At 72.6% G+C, this 19,687-nt stretch carries 14 protein-coding genes; 8 read left to right on the top strand and 6 right to left on the bottom strand.

All coding sequences use genetic code 11. The features are described from left to right. Nucleotides 1-23 precede the first annotated feature (23 nt). A complete protein-coding gene (locus tag AC5L3C_RS01195; protein WP_493646369.1) occupies nucleotides 24-161 on the bottom strand; it encodes a hypothetical protein in 138 nt (45 codons plus the stop codon). Between the two features lie 151 nt (nucleotides 162-312). Here AC5L3C_RS01195 and AC5L3C_RS01190 point away from each other — a divergent pair, with 151 nt between their 5' ends. The 6 genes from AC5L3C_RS01190 (at nucleotide 313) to AC5L3C_RS01165 (ending at nucleotide 8,422) form a co-directional block, all read left to right on the top strand. Then, entirely contained in the window at nucleotides 313-1,752 is a 1,440-nt protein-coding gene (locus AC5L3C_RS01190; RefSeq protein WP_493646368.1) for a hypothetical protein, read from the top strand. A gap of 64 nt (nucleotides 1,753-1,816) precedes the next feature. Next, complete coding sequence (locus AC5L3C_RS01185; protein ID WP_493646367.1) at nucleotides 1,817-3,040, top strand: AAA family ATPase; 1,224 nt, start codon at nucleotides 1,817-1,819, stop codon at nucleotides 3,038-3,040. 257 nt (nucleotides 3,041-3,297) lie between these two features. Continuing rightward, on the top strand, nucleotides 3,298-4,575 hold the full coding sequence (locus tag AC5L3C_RS01180; protein ID WP_493646366.1) for a vWA domain-containing protein: 1,278 nt from the start codon (nucleotides 3,298-3,300) through the stop codon (nucleotides 4,573-4,575). Between the two features lie 130 nt (nucleotides 4,576-4,705). Continuing rightward, nucleotides 4,706-5,494, top strand: coding sequence for an SAM-dependent methyltransferase (locus AC5L3C_RS01175; protein WP_493646365.1), 789 nt, complete (start codon nucleotides 4,706-4,708; stop codon nucleotides 5,492-5,494). Between the two features lie 411 nt (nucleotides 5,495-5,905). Continuing rightward, nucleotides 5,906-7,456, top strand: coding sequence for a DEAD/DEAH box helicase (locus AC5L3C_RS01170; RefSeq protein ID WP_493646364.1), 1,551 nt, complete (start codon nucleotides 5,906-5,908; stop codon nucleotides 7,454-7,456). Nucleotides 7,457-7,669: 213 nt separating this feature from the next. After that, nucleotides 7,670-8,422 carry a sulfite exporter TauE/SafE family protein gene (locus AC5L3C_RS01165; protein ID WP_493653710.1) on the top strand — a complete coding sequence of 251 codons (753 nt, stop codon included), beginning with the start codon at nucleotides 7,670-7,672 and terminating at the stop codon, nucleotides 8,420-8,422. Between the two features lie 77 nt (nucleotides 8,423-8,499). Here AC5L3C_RS01165 and AC5L3C_RS01160 read toward each other — a convergent pair whose 3' ends face one another. Continuing rightward, nucleotides 8,500-9,069, bottom strand: a complete 570-nt coding sequence (locus AC5L3C_RS01160) for an SDR family NAD(P)-dependent oxidoreductase (protein ID WP_493646363.1) — start codon at nucleotides 9,067-9,069, stop codon at nucleotides 8,500-8,502. 159 nt (nucleotides 9,070-9,228) lie between these two features. On the opposite strand from AC5L3C_RS01160, the gene ppk2 reads away from it, so the two are divergent. After that, nucleotides 9,229-10,236, top strand: a complete 1,008-nt coding sequence (gene ppk2, locus AC5L3C_RS01155) for a polyphosphate kinase 2 (protein WP_493646362.1) — start codon at nucleotides 9,229-9,231, stop codon at nucleotides 10,234-10,236. Between the two features lie 33 nt (nucleotides 10,237-10,269). Here ppk2 and AC5L3C_RS01150 read toward each other — a convergent pair whose 3' ends face one another. The 4 genes from AC5L3C_RS01150 to AC5L3C_RS01135 all read right to left on the bottom strand — a co-directional run bounded on the left by AC5L3C_RS01150 (nucleotide 10,270) and on the right by AC5L3C_RS01135 (nucleotide 18,383). Next, nucleotides 10,270-11,487 (bottom strand): PP2C family protein-serine/threonine phosphatase, encoded by a 1,218-nt coding sequence (locus AC5L3C_RS01150; protein ID WP_493646361.1) that lies wholly within the window; start codon nucleotides 11,485-11,487, stop codon nucleotides 10,270-10,272. A gap of 102 nt (nucleotides 11,488-11,589) precedes the next feature. Continuing rightward, complete coding sequence (locus tag AC5L3C_RS01145; protein WP_493646360.1) at nucleotides 11,590-12,342, bottom strand: IclR family transcriptional regulator; 753 nt, start codon at nucleotides 12,340-12,342, stop codon at nucleotides 11,590-11,592. A gap of 83 nt (nucleotides 12,343-12,425) precedes the next feature. Then, on the bottom strand, nucleotides 12,426-16,733 hold the full coding sequence (locus AC5L3C_RS01140; protein ID WP_493646359.1) for a GH92 family glycosyl hydrolase: 4,308 nt from the start codon (nucleotides 16,731-16,733) through the stop codon (nucleotides 12,426-12,428). 222 nt (nucleotides 16,734-16,955) lie between these two features. Beyond that, the gene (locus AC5L3C_RS01135) at nucleotides 16,956-18,383 is read right to left on the bottom strand and encodes a cellulose binding domain-containing protein (protein ID WP_493646358.1); all 1,428 of its coding nucleotides are present in this window, start codon (nucleotides 18,381-18,383) and stop codon (nucleotides 16,956-16,958) included. Between the two features lie 304 nt (nucleotides 18,384-18,687). Between AC5L3C_RS01135 and AC5L3C_RS01130 the strand changes: the two genes are divergently transcribed. Beyond that, nucleotides 18,688-19,536 (top strand): GntR family transcriptional regulator, encoded by an 849-nt coding sequence (locus AC5L3C_RS01130; protein ID WP_493646357.1) that lies wholly within the window; start codon nucleotides 18,688-18,690, stop codon nucleotides 19,534-19,536. Nucleotides 19,537-19,687 lie beyond the last annotated feature (151 nt).

Here is a 19,687-nt window from a genome sequence, read left to right as displayed (position 1 = left end):
GGGCGCGCAGTCGGGGTGTGCGGTCACCCGCCGAGGCCGCCGCACACCTCGGCGGCCAGCCGCTCGGCGTCGTCGAACTCGCCGAGCGGGACCTCGACGGCCGGGGTCTCCTCGCCCTCCCAGTACATCCGCAGCAGGGTGCCGCGCCACGCCCGGTGCACACCCCGGTGTCGTGGCGGGCGGACCGCCGAACTCACGCACCAGGGCGGGAAAAACCCGCCTGACACCGCGTGACGCGACAGCTATGCTCGCCGCGATGACCACTCACTCCGTGCACAGATTGGGGGTCCCGTCCGCGCAAGGTGAGTGCTGATGCGCACACCCGCACCGGACGGGAACTCCCGCCCTTCCTTCTGCTCCTTCTGGCCGCGCGTGCGCGCCTACGCCGTGCCGGCCGCGATGATCGAGACCGCGACCGCCCGCCGACGCGTCGGCGACTGGGCGGGCGCATGTGCCGCCGCGGGCGTCGACGTCGCCCTGCGCCTGCGCGGGCTGGCCCGCACCCATGGCAGGGAACTCGCGGCACAAGTCCGCACCGACCTACGCCACTTGGCACCCGACCTGCTGCGCTGGCACATGCCGAGGATCGCCCCGGACGGACTGCTGCGCCCCGGCCTGACCGTCGCCCTGGCCCGCTACCACGCGGAGGAGCCCGGCGGGTCACGGCCGCGCCCGGTCCACCTGGTGGTCCGGACACCGCCCGCGTGGGCGGGCGGCGGCCAGCGCATGAGCCTCGCGCTGTGGGACGGCGCGCGGCTGCGGGACGGCGCGCGCCGGCATCCGCACCCACGGCCCGGCCCACGCTTCCGGTTCGACCTCCACCGCCACCTGTGGGACGCCCGCCAGGCGCCCGAACTCCGGCACCGCTCCGGGGCGGACCGGCCGAGCGCCGACGGCCCCGAGGCGTGGGACGCCGTGGCGTCCGGGCTGCTTCCGCCCGGGCACCGTTGTGCCGTGGACCGCTGGGCGGACGAGGCCCGTACCGTACTCCGCGACGCGGGCCGTACGGCCGGTTCCGTGGCCGTACGGACCGGGGACGGGCGCCGGCTGGTCCTCACCCTGTCCGGTGACGGCGAAGGCGACGGCGCAGGTGACGACGACGCGACAACCGCACCCACGATGCACATCGGGCCGCCGGACACCACCCGAGGACGGTCCCCGCTGCCCGTACTGCCGGACGCGGCGACGCACGTCCTTCCCGACCTCGAACTGCTCCGTACCGGCGCCGTCGAGCCCGGGCGGCTTCATCCCCTGGTCGCCTCCGCACTCGTCCCCGGCCACCCGGCGTCCGGACCCCCGCCAGTACCGGACCGCGGGCAGCCGCACATCGTGGACTGCCGCGGCGCACGGCACCGGATCGGCCTCGTCGACGGCGTGCTGGTCCCTCTGGACCATGCCGAGGACGAGATCCGGCGGGAGCAACTGCTGGCCGCACTGACCGGCACACCGCTGCCCTGCCTGCAGGTCATCGACCGCGCGCACCGGCGACCGGACTGCCTCACCGGCGTTCGCGAACGGCTGGACCACGGCGACGTCACCGGCGCGCTGGCCGTCGTGGAGAACCTGCTCGGCCCCAACGCGCGGCTGCGCGGCGGGCCCCTGCGGGACGAACTGGACGAGGCGGCGCGGCGCCGTCTCGACCACGGGCTGTACCGGTCGGGGCTCGCGGGCCGCGCGGACCACCGGATCGTTCCCGCGCGCGCCCGGCCCGGCGACGGCCGTACCCACCCCCGCCACGCGACCACCCGCTGACTCCCGGGGAAACGCGCTCCCCGCCCACCCTTCGCCCACTCCACACACCCACAGGTGATGCCCCGTGCCCGCACCCGCCCTCACCGCCGGCTCCCGGCTCCACGTCGCCGGCGACCTGCTCGCCCTTCTGCGCGACACCACCACCGAACCGCGCCCCGACATCCAGCTGGAGGCGCTCACCCTCGCCGTCGCCGCCGACCTGCCCGTCCTGCTCCGGGGCGAGCCGGGGATCGGCAAGACCGCCGCGCTCACCCAGCTGGCGACCGCCCTCGACCTGCCCCTGACCACCGTGATCGCCAGCGTGCACGAGCCGTCCGACTTCTCCGGACTGCCCATCGTCGGCGACGACCCCGCCGAACAGGGCGTCCCCATGGCGCCGCCGGACTGGGCCGTACGCCTGGTACGGGCCGGCCGGGGGCTGCTGTTCCTCGACGAACTGTCCACCGCCCCGCCCGCGGTGCAGGCCGCCCTGCTGCGGCTGGTGCTCGAACGGCGCATCGGCGCGCTCCGTCTGCCGCCCGGCGTACGGATCGTCGCCGCCGCCAACCCGCGTGCCTCCGCGGCCGACGGCTGGGAGCTCAGCCCGCCGCTGGCCAACCGGTTCGTGCATCTGAACTGGACCCACGACCCCGAGGTCGTCGTCCGCGGCCTCGGCGGGACCTGGCCTGTCGCCACCCTGCCCCGGCTCGACCCGGACAAACTGCCCGAGGCGGTGTCGTTCGCCCGCCGCGCGGTGTGTCAGTTCCTCACCGCCCGGCCGCCGCTGGTGCACCGGCTGCCCAACAGCGAGACGCGGCGGGGCGGCCCCTGGCCCTCGCCGCGCAGCTGGGAGATGACGCTGAGTCTGATCGCCTTCGCGACCGCCGCCGGGTCCTCCCGCGACGTCCTCTCCCTCCTGGTCCGCGGCACCGTCGGTGACGGTCCGGGCCTCGAGCTGCTGGCGAGCCTGGACCGGATGGACCTGCCCGACCCCGAGGCGCTGCTCGCCGACCCGGCGGGCGCGGAGCTGCTGCCCGAGCGGGGGGATCTGCGCCAGGCCGCGCTGGACGCGGTGGTGGCCGCCGTCCGCGCCCGCCCTGAGAAGCCCCGCTGGGACGCCGCCTGGGCGCTCCTGGCCCGCGCCGTCGAGGCCGGCCCGCCCGACCTCGTCGTCGTCCCCGCGACCACCCTCGCCGCCCTGCGCCGACAGGACTGGGACGTACCGCCGACCATCGAACGCCTCACCTCTGCTGTGTCCCTCTCCCAGCGCGCCGACCACGCCGCGACCCGAACCAAGGCAAACCGATGACGAACCACCGCCCAACCTCCGCGACCGCGACCGCGACCGCGACCGCGACCCCGGGCCCGGCCCCGACGACGATCTCGTCCGCGACCCCGACCTCGGACACGTGCCCGACCTCGGCCGTGAGCGCGACCATGGCCCCGGCCCCGATCCCGGTTGCGACCCCGACCTCGGCGACGAGCACGGCCCCAACGCGCAGTGCGATCCCGGTCACGGTCACGGCTGCGGCTTCGGCGACGAGCACGACCACCACGGTCACGAGCGTGCCCCCGGCGCGGAGCGTGGCCGCCGCCGCGGCCTGCGCACTGGACCTCGACAAGCTCCTGGCCGCCCGCCTGCAAGCCGCCCGGGCGCGGCCCTATCTCGCCACGGCGCTGTTCGCGCTGCACCCCGTCGAGTCGCGGCGCGTCAACACCATGGCCGTCGACCGGCATTGGCGGTGTTATGTCTCACCGGTGTTCGTCGACGCCACGCCCGTGGAGGAACTGGCCGGTGTCTGGGTGCACGAGGTGTCCCATCTGCTGCGCGACCACCACGGGCGCAGCGACCGGGTGGCCCGTGAGCGGGGACTGCACGGACCGGGGGAGCGGCTGCGGATGAACATCGCCGCCGACTGCGAGATCAACGACGACGTGTACGGGGACGGGCTGCGGCCGCCCGACGACGTGGTCCGCCCGCAGACGCTGGGCCTGGAACCAGGGGAGTTGATGGAGGACTACCTGCGTCAGTTCCGGCTCGGCCCGTACACCCAGGGCATGGTCTGGCTGGACTGCGGAAGCGGCGCCGACGGGCTGGAACGCGAATGGGACCTGGGCCCGGACGGTGCGCACGGCCTCACCGACCAGGAGCGGGACGCGGTCCGCTTCCGGGTGGCGCAGGGCATCACCGCCCGGCCCGGCAGCGCTCCCCGGCGGTGGCGGCGGTGGGCGGAGGAGGCGTTCCACCCGCCGCAGCCCTGGCGGGAGTTGCTCGGCGCCGCACTGCGCTCGGCGGTCGCCTGCTCCGGCGCGGGCGACGACTACAGCTACGGCCGGCCGGCGCGGCGGTCGGCCGGGGTGCCCGGCGCCGTACTGCCGAGTCTGCGGCGTACGCCGCCCCGGGTGTCGGTCGTCATCGACACCTCGGGCTCGGTCAGCGACGCCGAACTGGGCAGCGCGCTGCTGGAGGTCGCGGCGATCTCCCGTGCCGTGGGCGGACGCCGTGACCTGGTTTCCGTGGTGCCGTGCGACGCGGCGGCGCACGACGTGCACCGGCTGTGCCGTGCCGAGGGGATCCCCCTCGTGGGCGGGGGCGGCACGGACCTGCGCACCGGCTTCGCCCGGGCGCTCTCCTCACGGCCCCGGCCGGACGTCGTCGTCGTCCTCACCGACGGCCAGACGCGCTGGCCGGGTTCACGGCCGCCGTGCCGGACGGTGGTCGGCCTCTTCCCCCGGCGGACCGCGCGCCGTTCCTGGAGCGAGGAGAACCCGGAGTACGTACCGCACAGCCCGCCCGACTGGGCGCGCGTGGTGACCATCGGCGGAGGACCGGGTGCCGGGTGAGCGAGCGGCACGTGCGCCCATGCCCAACTCCTCCTCGGCACCACGTACATGACTCTCCGCCAAACCCGAGCCGTTGTGCGAAACTGATGATCACCAGCGATCGTGATCCACCCGTGGGACGGAGCCCCTCATGTCGGTGAACACCCCCGAACCCCCGCGCATCGACACCAGCAAGGCGCACCCCGCGCGGGTCTACGACTGGCTGCTGGGCGGCAAGGACAACTACCCGGTGGACGAGGCCGTGGGGGAGAAGCTGCCGCCCGAGGCGCGTGCCGCGGCCCGGCAGAACCGGCAGTTCATGAACCGGGCGGCGGCCTGGCTCGCGAGCCAGGGCGTGGACCAGTTCCTCGACGTCGGCACGGGCATCCCCACCGAGCCCAACCTGCACCAGATCGTGCAGGGCGTGGTCCCCGGCGCGAAGGTCGTCTACACGGACAACGACCCGATCGTGCTGCGGCACGCGGAGGCGCTGCTCATCAGCAGCCGGGAGGGCACCACCGACTACATCCAGGCGGATGTGCGCCGCCCGGGCGAGATCGTCGAGCACGCGCGCAGGGTGCTCGACTTCGAACGCCCGGTCGCTCTGTCCCTGATAGCGCTCATGCACTTCCTTCCCGACGACCAGGACCCCTACGGCATCGTCCGTGAGCTGCTCGCCCCGCTGCCGTCCGGCAGTTACCTGGTGATGTCCCACGCCGCGTCCGACCTCTTCCCGGAGCTGGCCGAGCAGGTCACCGCCGAGTACGCCCGGGCGGGCATCCGCCTCGGATTCCGTACCCGTACCGAGGTCGCCCGCTTCTTCGACGGCCTCGACCTCCTCGAGCCCGGTCTGGTGACGGCACCGGAGTGGTTCCGGTCCTCTCCCGCACCGGAGTCCGAGGGCAGCGGCATCTACGCGGGCGTGGCCCGCCTGCGCTGAGATCGCCCGCTCGCCCCCGCCCGCTCGCCCCGGCCTCCACGGACGCCGTCAACCGGGCCATCGGCGCCTCCTACGGCGGAGTGACCGGCATCACCCGGACCGTCCGCACCTACGCGGCCGCCGTGGGCCGGGCCGTCCTGTGCGCCCTGCGCCATCCGGGTGGCCGGGTCACCCGCACGGCTCCCTGATACAGGCCCGGTCGCGTCGTGTTACTGTCGATCTCAGTTGTAGCCGTGGTCGTCGGCAAACCGCAGGGGTGGCAACACCGTCCCTACGCCGTGGTCCCGTCTCATGAACGGGGCGGAACGGCCGACGTGACCCCCCAGTACTCCGGCTCGTTCTTGCAATTCCCTGCGTTGTACCACTGCGGCGGGCATTCCTTGATACGTGCCACATCAAGGAAGGTTCCACTTGACACAGGCACGCGCGAACAAGCGAACGGCCCGCGCCCGCTCCGGGGAGTTCGCCCTCCCGGTCACCACCACCCCCGCGCTTCCCGCCGTGGACACCTTCGGTGAACTCGCCCTGCCCGGGGATCTGCTGGCCACCCTCGGCCGGGAAGGCGTCACCGTGCCCTTCCCCATCCAGGCGGCCACCCTGCCGAACTCCCTGGCCGGCCGTGATGTGCTCGGCCGGGGCCGTACCGGTTCGGGCAAGACCCTCGCCTTCGGGCTGGCGCTGCTGGCGCGCACCGCGGGCCGTCGCGCCGAGCCCCGGCGTCCGCTCGCCCTCGTCCTCGTCCCCACCCGCGAACTGGCCGGCCAGGTCACCGACGCGCTCACGCCGTACGCCCGCTCGGTGCGGCTGCGGCTCGCCACCGTGGTCGGCGGGCTGTCCATCGGCAAGCAGGCCGGTGCCCTGCGGGCCGGCGCGGAGGTCGTCGTCGCGACGCCCGGGCGGCTGAAGGACCTCATCGACCGCGGGGACTGCGTGCTGGACGACGTCGCCGTCACCGTCCTCGACGAGGCCGACCAGATGGCCGACATGGGCTTCCTGCCGCAGGTCACCAGGCTGCTCGACCAGGTGCGGTCCGACGGTCAGCGGCTGCTCTTCTCGGCCACGCTCGACCGCAACATCGACCGGCTCGTACGGCGCTACCTCAGCGACCCCGTGGTCCACTCCGTCGACCCGTCCGCGGGCGCGGTCACGACGATGGAGCACCACGTGCTCCACATCGACGACACGGACAAGCGCCGCACGACGACCGAGATCGCGGCCCGGGACGGCCGAGTGATCATGTTCCTGGACACCAAGCGCGCGGTGGACCGGCTGACCAAGCACCTGCTGAACAGCGGTGTGCGCGCGGCGGCCCTGCACGGCGGCAAGTCGCAGCCCCAGCGCACCCGGACCCTCACCCAGTTCAAGGACGGGCAGGTGACGGTGCTGGTGGCGACGAACGTCGCGGCGCGCGGCATCCACGTGGACCACCTCGACCTGGTCGTCAACGTCGATCCCCCCGGCGACCCCAAGGACTATCTGCACCGCGGCGGACGCACGGCCCGCGCCGGCGAGTCCGGCAGCGTCATCACGCTCGTGACGCCCGGCCAGCGGCGCGACATCGGCCGGCTGATGGCCCAGGCGGGCATCACCCCGCGCATCACACAGGTACGGTCGGGCGACGCGGAGCTCAGCCGCCTCACAGGGGCCCGCACCCCCTCGGGCGTGCCGGTCGTCATCGCGACACCGGCCGAGCAGCCCCCGCGCCGCACCGCCTCCGCCTCCCGTGGCCGCGGTCGTGGCGCCCGGGGCCGTACGAGGCAGGGGCGCGACGCGCAGAACCTCCCGGCCGCGCGGCGTCGCCCGGGCGACGCCGCCCCGGTCGCCGAGGGCGGTACCGCACGGCGCGGCCGCACCACCGGGGAGCGGCCCGCGCAGGACCGCACCGCCCAGGCACGGCGCACCGGCGAGACACAGCGCCGCCGCAGGCCACGGACCGGGACCGCCACGGACCGCGCGGCCTGAGAGCCCACGGCGCCGCCGCGACCGCGGACCCGCGCGACGGCCACGGGCCGGACGCGGACCCTGCGGCGAGTGCCGGGACGTGGACCCTTCGACGCGTGCCGAAGGGGCCACGGGCTAGCGTCCTGCCATGAACGTTCCCTCGGTTCCCGGCCGGCCTCCCGCCTCCCCGGGCGGCGACGACACGACCGGAGCAGCGGCGTGACGCCGGTGGAGATGCTCGGCGTCTTCGCGGCGGGCGTCGGCGCGGGCGCCCTCAACGCGGTCGTCGGTTCGGGGACGCTGGTCACCTTCCCCGTGCTGCTGGCGGCGGGACTGTCCCCCGTCACCGCCACCGTCTCCAACGCCCTCGGCCTGGTCCCCGGCGCCGTCAGCGGAGCCGTCGGCTACCGGCGCGAGCTGGCGGGCCAGGGCCGCCGCGTCCGCAGGCTCGGCGCCGGCTCGGCCCTGGGCGGGCTCGCGGGCGCCACGCTCCTGCTGACCCTGCCCGCCGAGGCGTTCGAAACCATCGTGCCGGTCCTGGTGGGGCTCGCCCTGGTCCTCGTCGCCCTGCAGCCGCTGATCGGCAGGCGGGTGCGCGAGCGCCGCCGCCCCCAGGAGCGTCCCGTCCGGCGCGACGGCGGATGGCCGCTGTTCACCGGACTCACCCTCGCCAGTGTCTACGGCGGCTACTTCGCCGCGGCCCAGGGCATCATCTACATGTCGCTGATGGGCCTGGTCCTCGACGAGCCCCTGCAACGCCTCAACGCCGTCAAGAACGTGCTCGTGGCGATCGTCAACGCGGTCGCCGCGACCTTCTTCCTCTTCGTCGCCGACTTCGACTGGACGGCCGTGGCACTCATCGCGGCCGGCTCCACGCTGGGCGGCCAGCTCGGGGCGGCGACGGGCCGCAGATTCAGCCCGGCGGTGCTGCGCGCCCTCATCGTCGTGATCGGGTCCGTCGCCCTCGTCCAGCTGCTGCTGCGCTGAGCGGGCCGTCGTTCGCACCTCCCGGTGACTTGTTGTCGTGCACCCTGCAAAGGAAGGCCGGTTCTGGTTCCGTCAGGTTAGGAAACTTTCCTAACCATCCAGGACGGAGCCCCCCACACGACACCGGTGCGTCTCCCGTCACGCCCCGCCGCGGCCGCCGTGGTCCTCGCCAGTGCCCTCCTCCTCGCCCTGACCACCGCCACCGAGGCCCCCGCCGCGCCCGCCCCCACGGCCGCGGACACCGCCGCGCGCACTACCGCGGCGGCCGACCGGCTCACGGCACGGATCACCCGCACGTCGGCGTGGGAGACGGGATACGGCGCCGATGTGGCGATCGCCAACGACGGCTCCAGCGGGTCGGCGGCACCGAAGACACCGAGGTTGTTGACGAGGATGTCCACCCGCGGCAGCGCCTCCACCACCTTCCCGGCGCCCTCCTCGGTGGTCACGTCCGCGGCCACCGGCACCACCTCGGCGCCGGGCACCTCCCGCTCGACGGCGGCCGCGCCTTCCCGTACGCGCTCGGCGGAACGCCCGTTGACGGCGACCCGGGCGCCCGAGCGGGCGAGTCCGGTGGCGATCGCCGCCCCGATGCCCTGGGTGGAACCGGTGACCAGTGCCGTACGGCCCTTCAGATCGATCTGCACGTCGTGCGTCCCCTCTGCGTGGATGCGTCGGACGGAGTACTTCCCGCTCGAACCACCGCAAATCCCCCAGGAGGCATACGCTGCTGCTAGGGCACCGCTGCGCGGGGAAGACGGCATTCCGACGGCAGAGCGCAGCACACCTGGACGACGGGAGACCACGTGACGGCCGAGCACTCGGACACGCCGGAAGGCCGTACGGAGGACGGGGCGCCGCCCTCGGGCACGACCGAAAAGGATCTGCTCGACGGCCTGGAGGTGGACGACCGGCGTCCGGAGCGGCCCGTGCTCCTCGACGGGGACGGCAACCCGATCGAGACATGGCGGGAGAACCACCCGTACGACCGGAGGATCCGCCGCAAGGAGTACGAGCGCACCAAGCGCGTCCTTCAGATCGAACTGCTGAAGATGCAACGGTGGGTGAAGGACACCGGCCAGCGGATCGTGGTCGTCTGCGAGGGACGGGACGCGGCGGGCAAGGGCGGCACCATCCAGCGGTTCACCGAACGGCTGAACCCCCGCGGTGCCCGCGTCGTGGCCCTGGAGAAGCCCACCGAGCGGGAGGCCGGGCAGTGGTACTTCCAGCGTTATGTGGCCCATCTGCCGGGCCGCGGCGAGATCGTCTTCTTCGACCGCTCCTGGTACAACCGTGCCGGGGTCGAGCGGGTCATGGGGTTCTGCACCGACGAGGAGTACCGCAAGTTCCTCGACCAGACCCCCATGTTCGAGCAACTGCTCACCGACGACGGCATCCTGCTGGTGAAATTCTGGTTCTCCGTCTCCCGGGCCGAGCAGCGGACCCGGTTCGCGATCCGGCAGGTCGATCCGGTGCGGCGCTGGAAGCTGTCGCCGATGGACCTGGCCTCCCTCGACCTCTGGGACCAGTACACCCAGGCCAAGGTCGAGATGTTCCGGGCCACGGACACCCCCCACGCGCCCTGGACGGTCGTGAAGAACAACGACAAGCGCCGGGGCCGGCTCGAGGCCATGCGCAGCCTCCTCGACCGCTGCGACTACCCGGCCAAGGACCACGGCGCGCTGGGCAAGCCGGACCCGCTGATCGTCGGCGCCGCGGACACCCTGCTCGAGGCCGGTGAGGAACCCGAGGTCCTCTCACCGACCCCCCTGGCGGGCCCCGGCCACGGCCCCGGCAGCCACCCGGGCACCTGATCCGGCCCTCGCTCCGGCACCCGCACCCCGGAGCTACGCCGCGCCCTGTTCCCGTCGCTTCGTGAGCGACCGCACGACGGGGCTGCCGTCGGCCGGGGCATCCTCGGGTTCCGTGACGGCGGTGGCGGGCTTGCGCAGCAGGACCAGCGCCGCGTCGTCGTGCAGCCGTCCGCCCACGTGGTCCAGCAGCTCCTGGTGCAGCGCGGCGAGGGTCCGGGAGGGCTCGTCGCACAGATGGCGGGCCAGGCCCTCGGCCAGGGGGTAGAACTCGCGGCCGGCGTCGCGCGCCTCCGTGACGCCGTCGGTGTAGAGCAGCAGCTGGTCGCCCTCGCCGAACGGCACCACCTGGAGGCCGGGACGGTCCTCGGACAGGGCGCGCAGGCCGAGCGGCGGCGCGGGACGGACGGGATCCACCGGCACCACCTCATCGCCTCGGATCAGCAACGGGGGCGCGTGCCCGCAGTTGACCATCTCCAGGCGCCCGGGCTCCGGATACCCGGCGACCACGGCGGTGACGAAGTCGTCGCAGGCGAGATTGCGGGCCAGGCTCCGCTCGACCCGGCCGACGACGTCCAGCAGATCCGGCTCGTCGTAGGCCGCCTCGCGGAAGACACCGAGCACGAGGGCCGCCGTGCCCACAGCCGGCAGTCCCTTGCCGCGCACATCGCCGACGATCATCCTGACCCCGTACGGGGTCGGTACGAGGGCGTAGAGGTCGCCGCCGATCCGGGCCTCGGCCGCGGCGGCGCTGTAGCGGACCGCCACCTGGAACGGGCCCACGGTCTCCGGAACCGGCCTGAGCAGCGCGTGCTGCGCGGTCTCCGCCACCGAGCGGACGGCGGCGAGCACCCGCTCGCGGTGCGCGCGCAGCGCACTGGCGAGCGCGCCGGCCAGGGTGACGGTGGCCTGCGCGGCGAGCACGACGAGCAGATGCGTGGTCGGCACGTCGTGGCGGGCGCCGATCCCTGCGCCCAGCACCAGGGCCAGGAGACCGACCCCCAGGACCCCGAGCGGCCGGCTGGTGGCGGCCGCCAGCGCCGGTCCCACGGCGAGGAGCGGCAGCCAGATCTTGCCCGTCCCGGCGAAGAGGTCGATGGAGACGATGATGAAGATGATCAGGATCGACAGGGCCGGCGTACCGGCGGCCCAGTGCGCCACCGCTCGGACGGGAGGCGACCAGGTGCGCTTGATGCCCGGCTGGAACGGCCGTTTCGTCCAGAGGTCGCGTCCATGCTGACGGCCTTGACTCATGTGTCGTCCGCTGTCCTCACCTTTGCGCGACGAGCGCGCGTACCGGAAATGTCTGCTTAATCAGGAAAGGTGATCGTCAGCTGGGTCACAAGGATGTGCTTTTCAAATAGTGAGCGACAGGGTCCGGGTCACCCTGTCCGCCGTGGGCAGCAGCCGGGCGCGGACCTCACCGAGCCGGGAGAGCCGCTCCCGGGGCATCGACACACCGAGCGACCCCAGCGTGTCGCCGCTGCGGACCGGCACCGCGACACAGACGGTGCCGACGGCGTACTCCTCCAGGTCCGTGACGGCCGGAGCCAGGTCCGTGGTCTCGAGCCGGCGGATCAGCGTCGCAGCCGTCGTGATCGTCCGCGGGGTGAGGTCGTTCAGGGGATGCCGCGAGAGGTACTCGCTGCGCGCCTCGTCGTCGAGCTCCCGCAGCACCGCCTTGCCCAGCGCGGTGGCGTGCCCCGCGTCCTCGAAGCCCACCCAGAGGTCCGTGCGCGGCGCGCGCGGCCCGTCGACGATCTCGGCGACCCGGATCTCACCGTCCTCGTAGAAGGTGAGGTAGGCGGCGCTGGAGAACTCGTCCCGCAGCGCGGCGAGGACCGGCCGGACCCGGCTGAGCAGCGCCTGCCCGCCGCTCGCCACGTGCAGCGTCTGCAACCGGTCGCCCAGGACGAACGTGCCGTCGTCCATCTTGCGCAGATACCCGTCGTGCACGAGCGTGCGCAGCAGGTGGTACGCGGTGGCCGGGGGCAGTCCCGTCTCCCGCGCCAGCTGTTTCGCCGGAGCGCCGTTCGGATGGGCGCTCGCCGCCTCCAGCAGCCGGAAGGCCCGCTGCACGGAGGAGATGAGCGTCGGGCTCGCACCCATGGGACAAGACTGCGCCCGTCGTGCGCCACAGGCAAGACAGGCCCCCGCCCGGAACCGGACGGGGGCCTGACGGAGGGGGCTGGTCAGTCGGCGGAGGGGCCGGACGGCACCGGCACCCCGTCCTCCGTCACATACTTCGTGCCGTCGTCGTACTTGGTGATCGTGAACGCGTCCAGGACCTCACCCACCTCCTTGTCCGTGGTGGAGCGGTCGTCCCACTTCGCGGCGACGACCGCCTCGTAGCGGATCGTGTTCTCGGTGACCCTGATCCCCTGGAACGTGGAGGTGTGCCCCGCGCGGACCACCTGCGTCGCCCCGTTGCGGGTCCACACGTTGTCGTCCCCGGGAGCGAGCTCGTAGTACTTCGGCCCCGAGACCGCGACCGTGTACACCGGCCCGGTGGTCACGCCGGGTGTCGACGTGGCGTCGGAGCCGACGTACCCCCGGGCGTACACATGGTCGTGTCCCATCAGCACCAGGTCGATGTCGTTGCGCTGGAACACCGGAAGCCAGGCCTCACGCACCGGCTTCTCGTCGCGCCCCTCGGCGCCGGAGAACACCGGCTGGTGGAACACGGCCACCGCCCACTTGTTCGGGTTGTGCTCCAGGATGTGGTCCAGCCAGCGCCCCTGCATGCCCAGCCAGAGCTTCTCGGGGTCGGGGCAGTCCTCGCTGCACGCCGGGAGATCGTCCGGCGTCATCAGCGACCGGGCGTCGTGCGTGCTGGCGTTCAGGGTGATGAACCGCACCCCCTGGTAGTCGGTGTAGTACGCGGTCTCGGTGAGCGCCTTCGCCATGTGCGCCTCGTAGGCGGCACGCTGCCGCTCGGCCGGGGTGTCACCGCCCGCTCGCTCGGCACGGGGGCCGTTGGCCGGGTACTCGAAGGTCGACTTCCACTTCTTGAGGAAGGTGTCTCCCGAGTACTCGTGGTTCCCGGGCGCGGCGATGACATTGGTCGTCTGGCTGTAGCCGTCCATCGCCCCGAACCAGTCGCGCCACTCGCTGTCATTCCCCGAGGAGTTGACCAGATCGCCCGCGTTGACGCTGCCGACGGCGTCGGGATAGCGCGCGTAGGCCTGCTTCACCACCGGCGCCCACTTCGCCGACAGCTCGTTCTGCGCGTCGCCGAAGTAGAGGAACGTGAACTCCTCGCCCGCGGGCCGGGCGGTGGTGAACCGGTATGTGGGACTGAACCGGCCGTCGGTGCCCACCCGGTACTCGTACTCGGTGCCCGGGGAGAGCCGGTCGAGCACCGCGGAGTGGGTGCGCACCAGCTCGCCGCCCGTGTTCAGCTCCTCGTTGGCGCGGGCGGCCACCGTGCGCCACTTCTCGGTGCCCGCCTTGCGGACGCGCGCCTCCCCGCCCGTGAGGGCCGCCGCGGTGCTCCAGGTGACGGCCTGGGACGACTCCGGCTTCTCGGTCGGCGTCAGCACGATGCGCGAGGGCACCGCACCGGGAACCTCCAGATCCGGCTTGGTCGTGAGCGCCACGTCGAAGACGTGCATGACACCGCGGTCGGTGCCCTGAGGCAGGACGACGGCCGCCACCCGCTTGTCCGGATCCAGCAGCTGGGGACGCGTGGCGAAGACCTTGGTCTGCACGGTGTCGGCGCCGCCCGAGGCCCGGTTCCGGCCCGTCGTCGTCACCAGCGGCTCGTTGCCGAACCGGTAGTCGGTCCCGGGCGTCCAGTCGGTGAGGCCCACGGGCACGTTCTGGGTGGAGCCGTCGGTGTACTCCACCACCGCGGTGCCCTGCGACGGGCCGTTGGTGGCCAGGCCCAGGAAGGAGATCCCGGTGGCCCGCTTCCCGCCCAGGGGGATGCGCTGACCGTGCGGAATCCAGTTGTCGGGCTCGCCCGGTCCGGTGTCCGGCCAGGTGAATTCCACGCCCGTGTCGCCCAGCCGCAGCTTCGCGCCGGGCGCCGCTCCCTCCTGCGCCAGCCGCTCCCGTGACAGGGAGTTGTCGCTGAGGTCGAGAGAGCCGAGGTTCCCCCGGCCGTCCGGGGTGACGCCGACGTTGTTCCGGGCGTTCGTGCCGTCCGTGTGCGACGGGGGCACGTCCCGCGCGCCGGTGCCCCAGGTGCCCGGCTCCGACGCCATCCGGAAGCTCAGCCTGCCACCCTTGCGGGTGAACTCGGCGGGGAGCCAGGAACGAGTGGTGGCGCGCCCGTCGACCTTCAGCGTCTTCACATAGGGCGCCTTGTCCGCGCGGGGCGCGTCGAGGGTGATCCTCCGCCGGCTGTCGGCGCTGTCCACCACGACCCGGTCGAACATCGGCCCGCTCACCACCAGGTCGGCGGTGCCGGGAACGGCCGGGAAGAGCCCGATGCCCGCCCAGACGTACCAGCTGCTGAGCGAACCGAGGTCGTCGTTGCCCGGCAGCCCCGAGGGCGAGGTGCCGTACATCTCGTCCACGGCACGGCGCAGCACGTCCGCCGTCCGGTGCGGCTGCCGCAGCCAGTTGTAGACGAACGGCATGGTGAAACTGGGCTGGTTGCTCAGATACGCGCCGGTGGTGTCGTAGACACCGGCGTCGAGCTCACGGGTGTGCTCGTCCAGCGCCTTGGTGGTGGCCTCGAGCCCGCCCCGCTTCTCGATCAGGGCGCCCACGTTGTGCGGCACCATCCAGCCGTACTGGTACCCGGTGGCCTGTTCGAACTGGTTGCCCCGCTCACCCAGGTTGAACGACCGGTCGAAGCCGTTGCGCTCGCGGGGCCGGATGTGGTCACTGGCGTCGTCGAACACGTTCTGCCAGTTCTGCGCCCGCACCATGTAGCGGTCGTACGTCTTCTTGTCGCCAAGGCGCCGGGCGAGCTGGGCGATGCCGAAGTCGTCGACGGCGTACTCGAGCGTCTTGGACGTGGCCGAGTCGCCCTTGCGGTTCTCGATGAAGCCGACCGTCGCGTACTGGTAGGCGTGCCGCCGCAGCGTCGCGTCGGCGGGCAGCCCCTGCGTCGCCTTCATCGACTCCAGCGCGGCGCGCCGGTCGTAGTCCGTGCTGCCGAACGCGTCGATCGAGGCGACCACCGACTGCAGCGAGTCGCCGCTCATCTTCTGTTGCGGCTGGTTGAGATGCGGCCAGTTGGGCCACCTGCCGGTCTGGCGCACCATGTCCGTGATCGACTGGTTGATGTCGCTGCCGACCTCGGGGAAGAGCAGCGCGACCAGCTGGGCCTGACTGCGGTAGGTGTCCCAGCCCGCGTAGGTGACGTAGTGGTGGCGGCCCTTGGCGACGCGGTGGACCTTCCCGTCGTAGCCCCGGTACTCGCCGCTCACGTCGTCGAAGACGTTCGGGTGCAGCAGCGAGTGATAGAGCGCGGTGTGGAACTTCACCCGCTCCTCCCGCGTGCCGCCGTCCACCTTCAGGGTCCCGAGCGCGTCCCGCCACACCCGGGCGGACTCCGCGCGGACCCGGTCGAAGGACCGGCCGCGGGTCTCGGCGGCCGCGTTGCGCGCGGCGCCCGCGACGCTCACATAGCTCAGACCGGTCTTCGCGGTGACCTTCGCACCCCGGTCGAAGACGAGGTAGGCGCCGGCCCCGTGCTTGGTGTCGCCGCCGGAGGCGCCGTCGGAGCCGGGACGTACGCCGGAACCCTGCCAGGTGCCGTGGGACCTGACCGGCCGGTCGAAGGTGGTCGAGAAGTACGCCCGGTAGCGTCCCCCCTCGTCGCACACCGAGGCGGCCTCCACCCAGCCGCTGACGGTGTCGCCGTCGACCTTCACCTCGCTGTCGAACACCCGGTTGTTGGAGCCCGCCACGTCGAACAGCAGGGCCGAGCCGCCCTTCGAGGGGAAGTCGAAGCGGCTCACCGCGGTGCGGGTGGTCGCGGTCAGCTCCGTCTCCACGCCGTTGGCCAGGTCCACGGAGTAGTAGCCGGGGTCGGCCTTCTCGTCGTCGTGGTCGAAGCCCACGTAGTAGTCGGTGATCCGCTCGGCCGGGCTGACCGGCAGGGCACCGTCGGTGAGCTCGCCGGTGTAGGGCAGCACCGGGAAGTCGAAGCCGCTGAACCGCCCCTCGCAGCCGGTCCCGGAGAGCCGGGTCATGCCGAAGCCGCGGATCTTGTCGGCCGTGTACTCGTAACCGCCCTTCTGGTCCCCGTCGGAGGAGCGGTACGTGGTGGGGGAGGACTGCACCATGCCGAACGGCACCGTGGCCCCCGGCCAGGTGTTGCCGTACGCGCTGTTGCCCTTGTTCTGGGACGTGTCCAGGCGCGTGCCGATGAACGGGTCGACGGCGTCGAACGCCGCGATGTCGCGGTGGCCCCGGTCGGCGGCCGCGCCGGCGGCGGGCGTCAGCCCGGCGACCAGCGCGCCCAGGACCAGGGCGGTGGTGAGAAGTCTGCGCCGGCCCGGCGGGGGCGTCGGCGGGGGCGGCTCTGCGGCGGTCCACATGACGGCGGTGTTCCTGCCTTCCCTGATGTTGACAACGTTGTCAGTCGGCGGCCCTCCGAGAGGGCGCGGGCCTATATTTGAGCGTCTCGGGCCCGCGGGGGGAAGGCCTGGGAGAAGACCGGATGAATTCCGTGCGACGCCGGGTGCCACCCGGCGACGCGGCCGGGGGCCCGAATGAGGCCCCCGGCGGGTCAATCGGGTGGCGCGCCGGCGCGCGGGCGGTCAGGGAGCGGGCACCTCGTCCACGAACGAGGTGCCGGCCCCGCGGAGTTCGCCGACCTTCGCCGTGACCTGTGCGGGTGTCAGGACCTCGTCCTTGACGTGGAGCACGTAGTCGACCTGCTGGTGGTACGCCCGGGGAGTGGTGGACGTCTGGCCGTCGAGGTCGATCAGCCACTGGTTGAAGTTGATCGACATGGGGCGCTCGGGCAGATACGCGGCGTCGTGGGTGCCGAAGCGCTGCCCGTCGACGTAGTAGGTGATGGCGTTGTTGTCGATGGTGACGACCAGATCGTGCCAGCCGTTGAAGCTCCGCCGGCTCTCGCTGTGCTGGTTGACGGCCTGCCAGGGGTCGGGGTTGTAGGTCTCCCAGGAGGTCGTGTACAGGATGTTGGACGGCTCGCCCCAGCCACCGTTGGGCAGGTACTCGAAGTCGTACTCGGCGTAGTCGTCGGCCATCGGGGCCTTGAGGTCGTTGATGGTGAAGAAGGTCTGGACGACGTGGTCGCCGTCGGGCCCGTACACGGGCGTGTCGGAGAACTTGACGCGGGCGGCGTAGGTGCCGTTCTTGAACTTCATGCTCCGGGTGAGCACTTCGGTGTGGGTGGTGGAGGCGCCGGTGCCGGCGGTGGCGCTCTCCAGGTTCATCAGCGAGTTGCCGCCCGAGGAGCTGAAGGTGACCTTGGACGGGTCCCAGGTGGCGCCGGGCACGCCCGGGCCGCCGGAGTTGCCGCGCACGCTCCAGCCGTGCGCGGCGAGCGCGGGGTCGGTGTGCGAGGTGTAGTCGAAGTCGTCGAACAGGGTCTGGCCGCCCTCGCCGGGCGGGTCGGTCGGATCCGTGGGGTCGGTCGGGTCGTTGCCCTCGGGGGCGGTGCCCCACACCGTGGCGCCGGCGAGGAGGGCGGTGACCTTGTTCCAGTCGGCGTACGAGATCCGGGAGCCGCTGAAGGAGTAGTCGTCGCTCTGCCGCAGCGTCTGCCAGTCGGACCGGTGGAAGCGGAGCTGCATGTCCCCCGTGTCGGCGCCCGGGGCCAGCGAGCCGGCGGCCGGGGTGAATCCGATCTCCAGGTAGCGGTCGGCCGTCGCGGTGGGGTTGGTGAGCGTCCCGAACGTGCCGGTGATGCCGGAGCAGCCCCGCACCGCCCAGGAGCAGGCGAAGCGGTATGTGGCACCGGGGGAGTCGGCCTTGAAGTAGTAGCGGATCTTCACCTGGCTCAGCTGCACCGGGGAGGAGCCCGTGTTGCGGACCTTGAACCAGGGCTCGCTCTGATCGGCGGTGGCGCCGGCGGCACTGGTGCGGTACTGCACGCTGACGGAGCCGTCCGCTGCGGCGGCGGACGGGCCGGAGAGGCCGGCCAGGGCGGCGCTGCCCAGCAGGGCGGTCAGTGCGAGCGCCGCGCGGGTGCGGCGGCCGGTGGGACGAGTGTTCATCCGTGATCCTTTCGCGGTGGGGGTGGCACGCGGATGACGGCCGGTGCGGCGTGCGTGGGGGTGCCGCAACGGCGGGGAGCTCACGGGGGCGACCCGGTCCTCCGGATTGACCAGTTGCCCGCCGAGCTTTACCAGTTGGTGTCGGAGAAGGTGGCATAGACCAATGTGTGCGTCAACCCTCCTTGCACATAAGGGCATTGGGATGGGGCAACCCGGCCTGCCCGCCGGGGCAGACCAGTTATGGTCGAGGCCATACCAGTTGCCCGGTGTCCCGCTCACACCCGACGACGAACGAGAGTCCTCCATGGAGATCGATCCCGCCGCCTCAGGCGCCGTGCTCAAGCGGGAACGCGTCCGTGACGCGATTCTCGAACTCATCGAGGCCCGCCGCCCCGGCGACGCCATCCCCTCCGAGCGCAGTCTCTGCGCCCAGCTCGGCGTGTCGCGCCCCACGCTGCGGGCCGCCGTGGACGAACTCGTCGTCGCGGGACTGCTGGTGCGCGAGCACGGCCGCGGCATGTTCGTGGCCGCCGAGAAGATCACTCAGGAACTGGTCCCGGAACGCAGTTCCTTCACCGTGCCCCGGGCGGACGGTGTGTGGACCAGCAGGATCCTGGAGTCCCGCGTCCTGCCGGCCGGTGCCCGGGTGGGCCGCAGGCTCCGGATGTCGCCCGCGGCGCGCATCCGTTACGCCGCCCGCCTCCGGCTCGTCGACGGCGCGCCGATGGCCATCGAGCATCTGCACGTTCCGGCCGGTCTGGTGCCGGACCTGACCGGCGAGGAACTGGAACAGGGCGATCTCTACGAGCACTTCCGGGCCCGGCACGGGGTCCAGGTCAGTGAGGCGGTGCAGTCCATCGAGCCCACCGTGGTGACCCGCGCGGAGGCGGATCTGCTCGACGTCCCCGAGCTGTCGCCCGCCCTGCTGTTCGAGCGTCTCACCACTGACACCGGGGGACGCCCGGTCGAGTACGTGCACTCCGTCTACCGGGGTGACCGCTACCGCATCGTCTCGCGGCTGACGCTCGGACCGGGGGTCGACCGGCCGAGCCGTTCCGAGGAGCACCATCCGGGCATCCCCCCGGGCGACTTCACCTCCGGCGCGCCCGTCATCTTCTCGACGCGCGGGGTGGTGCAGCCGAACGAGGCCTGAGGGCGCCGCGTCGGGTGAATCCGGAACCTTGAGCTCCCAAACTGTTGACAGGTCCATACCAGGGCGGGACCCTCTTTATGAGAGCGCTCTCAGAGTGCGCATCGCGTCCGAGAGCGCTCACAGCATCGACTCCCCGGGCACAAACGACTCC

The sequence above is a fragment of the Streptomyces speibonae genome (assembly GCF_984686075.1).
Note: the sequence above shows the minus strand (reverse complement) of the source record. Positions and strands in the feature narration are given on the sequence as shown.

Coding starts and splice junctions, on each gene's coding strand:
- AC5L3C_RS01190 (WP_493646368.1), top strand. CDS start 313: ATGCGCACACCCGCACCGGACGGGAACTCCCGCCCTTCCTTCTGCTCC.
- AC5L3C_RS01175 (WP_493646365.1), top strand. CDS start 4,706: ATGTCGGTGAACACCCCCGAACCCCCGCGCATCGACACCAGCAAGGCG.
- AC5L3C_RS01165 (WP_493653710.1), top strand. CDS start 7,670: ATGCTCGGCGTCTTCGCGGCGGGCGTCGGCGCGGGCGCCCTCAACGCG.
- AC5L3C_RS01150 (WP_493646361.1), bottom strand. CDS start 11,487: ATGAGTCAAGGCCGTCAGCATGGACGCGACCTCTGGACGAAACGGCCG.
- AC5L3C_RS01145 (WP_493646360.1), bottom strand. CDS start 12,342: ATGGGTGCGAGCCCGACGCTCATCTCCTCCGTGCAGCGGGCCTTCCGG.
- AC5L3C_RS01140 (WP_493646359.1), bottom strand. CDS start 16,733: ATGTGGACCGCCGCAGAGCCGCCCCCGCCGACGCCCCCGCCGGGCCGG.
- AC5L3C_RS01135 (WP_493646358.1), bottom strand. CDS start 18,383: ATGAACACTCGTCCCACCGGCCGCCGCACCCGCGCGGCGCTCGCACTG.
- AC5L3C_RS01130 (WP_493646357.1), top strand. CDS start 18,688: ATGGAGATCGATCCCGCCGCCTCAGGCGCCGTGCTCAAGCGGGAACGC.